Consider the following 5,790-nt stretch of genomic DNA (forward strand, 5'->3'; position numbering starts at 1 on the left):
GTACTGGCGCCGAACAGGACGACCGGCACCCCGCGCGCGTCGGGCTGCGTCTCCAGCCAGTCGATCGCGGCCACCAGCCGCCGGCCGAGGAGCGGAATGTCGAAGCGGTGCTCACCGGTCAGCGCGTCGTGCCGCTCCTCCCGCTCGCTGAGCAGGTCCAGCAGCAGCGTGCCGAACCCGGCCGTGCGCAGCTCCGCGGCCACCATCCGGTTGCGCGCGCTGTGCCGGGAGCTGCCGCTGCCGTGCGCGAACAGCACCACCGCCCGCGCCGGCGCCGGCACCACGAAGTCACCGTGGAGCGCGGCGTCCGGCGTTCGTACGAGAACCATCTCGGAGATCATCGGCATCAACTTCTTCCACGTCCGCCGGCCCTGCCGATCGATACGGCCCGGATGTCCTCCCACCGCGTACCCACCATTCCCGCCGGAACCCACCGGCCGGCTTCGTGCGGGTGGGGCCGGCGTGTCATCGTGGCGGGTATGGCGACAGAAGCCGACATGGCCGTGCTGATCGGGCTGCAGGCCTCGGGGAAGTCCACCTTCTACGCACAGCGCCTGTCCGGCCGGTACGAGCTGGTCAGCAAGGACCGGTTCCCGAGGGGCGCCAGCAACAAGCAGCGGCGGCAGATGCGGCTGCTGGAGGAGCACCTGGCGGCCGGACGGCCCGTGGCGGTCGACAACACGAACCCGTCGCCGCGGGAGTGGGACCCGCTGGTACGGCTGGCCCACGCCCTCGGGGCGACCGTGACGGCGTACTGGTTCCCGCCGGACGCGGCCGGCTCGCTGCGGCGCAATGCCGCACGTCAGGGCCGCGACCGCGTCCCGGACGTCGGCGTCCTGGCCACGCTGGGGCGGCTGCGCACACCCTCGCCCGCGGACGGCTTCGACGCGGTGCGCGAGGTACGGTTCGACGGCCTGGGCGGCTTCGAGGTGCGCGACTAGGCGACGCGTGGCGACACGTGCTCAGCCGGCGGGGCCGCTGCCCGCACCGGACCGGGTGAGGACGCGCCGGAGCCAGCGGGTGCGGGCGTCGCGGGCGTCCTGGCTGAGGGCCGCCTCCGGTGCGAAGGTGTCGAAGCCGTGGCAGGCCCCGGGCCACACATGGAGTTCCGCCCGGCCGCCCGCCTGCCAGATCGCCTGGGCGTAGGCCACGTCCTCGTCCCTGAAGGTCTCGGCGGAGCCGACCTCGATGTAGGCCGGGGGCAGCCCGGACAGATCCGTGGCGCGGGCGGGGGCCGCGTAGGGGGGCAGGTCGAGGTCGCCGTACCGGTCGCCCAGGAGGGCCTGCCACGCGGTCGCGTTGGAGGTGCGGTCCCAGAGGTCGACGCCGGCCATCTGCCGGCTGGAGAAGGTGTCGCCGCGGTCGTCGAGCATCGGGGACAGCAGCAGCTGCCCGATCGGCGCGGGGCCGCCCCGGTCGCGGGTGAGCAGGGCGAGGGCGGCCGCGAGTCCGCCGCCGGCGCTCTTGCCTCCGACGACGACACGGTCCGCGTCGATGTCCAGTTCGGCCGCGTGCGCGGCCACCCCGACGAGCCCGGCGTAACAGTCCTCCACCGGTCCGGGGTACCGCGCCCCCGGTGCCAGCCGGTAGTCGACGGAGACGACGGCCAGCTCCAGCGGGTGAGCAAATGTGCGCAGCAGCCTCGGCAGGACGGACCACGCGTTGCCGCTGATCATCCCGCCGCCGTGCATGTAGTAGAGCGACGGCAGCGGGCCCGCGATCCCCGCGGGCCGCGCGCACACGAGCGTGACGTCGGGCCCGCCCGGTGGCCCCGGGACGCGTACTTCGGCCACCTCGAAGCGGCCGCCGGCCCGAAGGTCCCGGACCGTCGGTCTGGGCCGGGCCGCGGCATCCCGGGCCTGCCGGTCGGCGAGGTTCTCCAGGGTGAACGGCTCCCTCGCCCCGTCCGGCAACGCCGCCACCGCCGCGCTCAGTTCGGGGTCCAAGGGGGGTGCGGGCCGGGCCGTCGAGAGAGCACCGGGGTGCGACGGCAGATCACCGGACCTCACCACAGGCCGTCCCGCCGGACAGGGTGGCACCGGTCCGCATCCCGGCCGGAACACCTCGTCGGCACGGTCATGCGGGGCCGGAGCGGTCGCGCGAGATCCATGCCGCGCAGTCAACCATCCGTCACCAGCCGGTGAACAGAAGGTGGTTGAGGAGCAGGGCGAGGACGGCCTGGGCGGCGAGCCAGGCGCGCGGGCGGGGCAGGAGAGCGCACGCGGGGAGGAGCCACAGCGCGAAGGGCAGCCAGATGCGCTCCGTCTCGGCCTTGCTCATGCCCGACAGGTCGGCCACCAGCAGTGCGACCAGGGCGACGGAGACGAGGACCGCGAGCCGCGTTCGTGCCTCGTCCGGGCCGGTTCGCGTGCCGCCGCGGCGGGGGAGCAGCGTGGCGGTCGTCCGCCCCAGCCCCGCCGCCGTGGCCGGACCGGTGATGACCACGGCACAGGCGAGGTTGGCCCACACCCAGTAGCCGTAGGGCCGGGTGCCGCCCACGCCCTGGTAGTAACGCGTGATCAACAGGTGGTATCCCTGCCACCAGTTGAAGCCCGCGAGCGTGAACACCACGGGGAACACGGCCAGTCCGGCGAGCAGGGGGAGCAGCAACAGGGGACGCTCCCGCAGTTCCCCCCGGCCGAGCACGAGCACCGCCGCGCCGATCAGCGCGAAGAGCGTGAGGCCGTAGGAGAGGTAGCAGGTCAGGCCGAACAGCAGGCCCGAGGTCGCCGCCGCCCCGAGGGAGCGCCGGGTCAGCGCGACGGCGAGCACGGCCACGGACCAGGCGGCGACGGCCGCGAAGTAGGCGTCGGCGGAAGTGCCCAGCCACACCGCGGCGGGCGCCAGCACCAGGAACGGCGCGGCCCGCCGCGCGAGCCTCTCCCCGGCCAGGGCACGGACCGCGACCAGTACGGCCACGCAGCCCGTCGCCCCGACGACGACGCACCACATCCCGGCCCAGCCACCGCCGCGCAGCCCGATCCGGTCCAGCAGGACGAAGGTCAGCGTGGCCGCCGGGGGATGTCCGGCGATGTGCGCCGGCCAGGGGGCCGGGGCGCCGCTGACGATGTGGTGGGTGAAGTCGCGCAGCGTCGCCGGGATGTCGTGGAAGCGGCCGATGACCCGGAGGTACTCGTTGCTGGTGGTCAGCCGGCCCGCGATGCCCCGGTGCCAGCCGTCGACCAGCGCCAGCGAGAGGATCCAGGCCAGGGCGGTCGCCCAGGCGCTCGCGAGCAGCCCGCGCCAGGGCAGGCGGACCGCGAGGGCCGGTCCGTACACCACGGTGGCCGCCGCCACGGCCACCGCCGCGGGTGTGCCGGGGCCGACGTGCGGGTCCCAGTCGGCGAACAGTGGCGGCCAGTGCACGAACAGCGTGTGGCGGGTGTCCTGGATATGGCGGCCGACCAGGACGGCCGCCGTCACGAGCAGGGCGGCGGCACCGGCGGCGCACAGGTCGCGGCTGAGGGAACGGGTCACACCGGAACGCTAGGCCGGTCGAGCAGTGGCCGGCCGCCGTCGGGGCCGGACGTCAGCGTTTCGTCATCGGTCGCGCACCCTGTTCAGGGTGTTTCCCGGCCTACGGTCAGGACATGCGCGACCATCACCGGCTCCCCACCTCTCCGGATTTCTGGCGCAGCCCCCTGCGCGGCACCTGGTTCACCTCGGTGCTCGGCCTCGTCCTGCTCGCCGGCATCACCGTGCTGTTCGTGACCGGCCTGGTGTCGTACGCCGCCTACAACCCGGGCCTGTCCCGGGTGAACGACATGACACCGGACAAGGGCTTCCTCGGCTTCTACCTCTTCGCCTGGCCGACCGACCCCGTGTGGCTGTACCGGCTCACCCAGGGCGTCCACGTCACCCTCGGCATCACCCTGATCCCGGTGCTGCTGGCCAAGCTGTGGTCGGTGGTGCCGAGGCTGTTCACCCTGCCGCCGGCCCGCTCCGTGGCCCACGCCCTGGAGCGGATCTCACTGCTGCTGCTGGTCGGCGGCGGGCTGTTCGAGTTCACCACCGGGGTGCTCAACGTCCAGCTGGACTACGTCTTCCCGGGCTCCTTCTACCCACTGCACTTCTACGGCGCCTGGGTGTTCTTCGCGGCCTTCGTCGCCCATGCCGCGCTGAAGACGCCGACGGCGCTGCGAGCGGTGCGGCGACGGCTGCGCGAGGACGAGGCCGACGACCTGGTGTCCCCGAACCCGGCTCCGGCCACCGTCTCCCGGCGCGGCGCGCTGGGCCTGGTCGGCGCCGGGTCGCTGCTGCTGTTCGTGACCACGGTCGGACAGAGCCTGGGCGGGCCCTTCCGCCGTACGGCCCTGCTCGCGCCGCACGGCGCGGCCGACCCGGGGGGCGGCCCGAACGGCTTCCAGATCAACAAGACGGCCGCCTACGCCGGGATCACCCCGGCCGACATCCACGAGGACGCCTGGCGCCTCGTCGTCACCGGCCGCACCGGCACCGTCCGGCTCAGCCGCGCCGAACTGCTCCGACTGCCCCTGCACAGCTCGTCGTTGCCCATCGCCTGCGTGGAGGGCTGGTCGACCGCAGACCAGTGGTGGCGCGGGGTCCGGCTGCGGGACCTCGCGGCGCTCGTCGGATACGACGGGAACCCGCCGGACGTGCTCGTGGAGTCCCTGCAACGGCACGGCGCCTTCCGCCGCGCGGCCCTGCGCGCCAACCAGGTGGCCGATCCGCGCTCCCTGCTCGCCCTGTACGTCAACGGCGAGGAACTGTCCCTGGACCACGGCCACCCGGCACGCGTCATCGTGCCCGCCGCGCCCGGCGTGCTCAACACCAAGTGGGTGGGCCGGCTGACCTTCGGAGCCCTGTGATGCCGCGTCGCGTGCCGCTCGGCAGCCCCTTCCAGCTGCTGCTGCTCGTCTGCTCGTTCGCGCTCGCCGCCTACGCCGGTGTCCGGCTGTTCGCCGGTGACTGGTTCGGGGTGGCGTTGTGGATCGTCGCCGCCGCCCTGCTGCACGACCTCGTCCTGCTGCCGTTGTACGCGGTCGCGGACCGGGCGGTCGTGCACGGCCTCGGGGCGGCCGGGCGGCGGGCCCGGACCCCGTACGTGCGGGTCCCGGCCGCGCTGTCCGGCCTGCTGCTGCTCGTCTGGTTCCCGCTGATCAGCGGGATGGAGGACCAGCGCTACCGGTTGACCACCGGACTGTCCCCGGACGGCTTCCTCGCCCGCTGGCTGCTGATCACCGCCGTGCTCTTCGGCGGCTCGGCGGTGCTGCTGGTGTGGCGAGTGCGCAGGGCGGCGAAGCGCCGGCCACCGGCGCCCCACTGAGCGACGGGCCGCCAGCCGGCCCCGCGCGCGTAGCGGAGCAGGGCCCGGGTCCCGAGGCGGGCCCAGGGAAACGGGGCGCCGGTGCCGTGCGGGCCGCCGGTCACGTCGACCACCTGGACCCGGGCGCGTTCGTCGACGTCGGCCGGAACGGTCTCCGCGATCAGCAGACCGCCCGGCCGCAGCAGCCCGGCCACCCGCTCCAGCAGGGCGGCCGGGTCCCCGCCGATGCCGATGTTGCCGTCCATGAGCAGCACGGTGTCCCAGCGGCCCTCGCCGGGCAGCGGCTCGAACACCGAGCGGACGAGTGCCTGGCCGCCGAGCCCCGCCGTGTGCTCGACGGCTGCGTCACTGACGTCGATGCCGAGCACGGTACGGCCCCGGGCCGCGAGTTCCGCCACCAGCCGGCCCGGCCCGCAGCCGACGTCCAGCACGGCGCCCTCGCAGCGGTCCAGCACCTCCCGGTCGACCCGATCTGCCCGGGCGCACCAGCGCTCCACCTCCAG

At 74.3% G+C, this 5,790-nt stretch carries 6 protein-coding genes; 2 read left to right on the forward strand and 4 right to left on the reverse strand.

Annotated elements, in window-relative coordinates; translation table 11 throughout:
* Window positions 1-341: dienelactone hydrolase family protein (locus ACWEN3_RS39630; protein ID WP_452981537.1), on the reverse strand; the 341-nt coding region annotated here is incomplete at its 3' end.
* 138 nt (window positions 342-479) lie between these two features.
* Here ACWEN3_RS39630 and ACWEN3_RS39635 point away from each other — a divergent pair.
* On the forward strand, window positions 480-941 hold the full coding sequence (locus tag ACWEN3_RS39635; RefSeq protein ID WP_452981540.1) for an AAA family ATPase: 462 nt from the start codon (window positions 480-482) through the stop codon (window positions 939-941).
* 21 nt (window positions 942-962) lie between these two features.
* On the opposite strand, the gene ACWEN3_RS39640 is transcribed toward ACWEN3_RS39635, so the two are convergent.
* Entirely contained in the window at window positions 963-1,946 is a 984-nt protein-coding gene (locus ACWEN3_RS39640; protein ID WP_452981543.1) for an alpha/beta hydrolase, read from the reverse strand.
* Window positions 1,947-2,130: 184 nt separating this feature from the next.
* Window positions 2,131-3,477 (reverse strand): hypothetical protein, encoded by a 1,347-nt coding sequence (locus tag ACWEN3_RS39645; RefSeq protein ID WP_452981546.1) that lies wholly within the window; start codon window positions 3,475-3,477, stop codon window positions 2,131-2,133.
* Between the two features lie 113 nt (window positions 3,478-3,590).
* Here ACWEN3_RS39645 and ACWEN3_RS39650 point away from each other — a divergent pair, with 113 nt between their 5' ends.
* Window positions 3,591-4,829, forward strand: coding sequence for a molybdopterin-dependent oxidoreductase (locus ACWEN3_RS39650; RefSeq protein WP_452981548.1), 1,239 nt, complete (start codon window positions 3,591-3,593; stop codon window positions 4,827-4,829).
* A gap of 313 nt (window positions 4,830-5,142) precedes the next feature.
* Here ACWEN3_RS39650 and ACWEN3_RS39655 read toward each other — a convergent pair.
* Window positions 5,143-5,790 (reverse strand): methyltransferase domain-containing protein (locus ACWEN3_RS39655; protein WP_452981551.1); only part of this gene is annotated, 648 nt, incomplete at its 5' end.

The organism is Streptomyces sp. NPDC004561, from assembly GCF_053602155.1.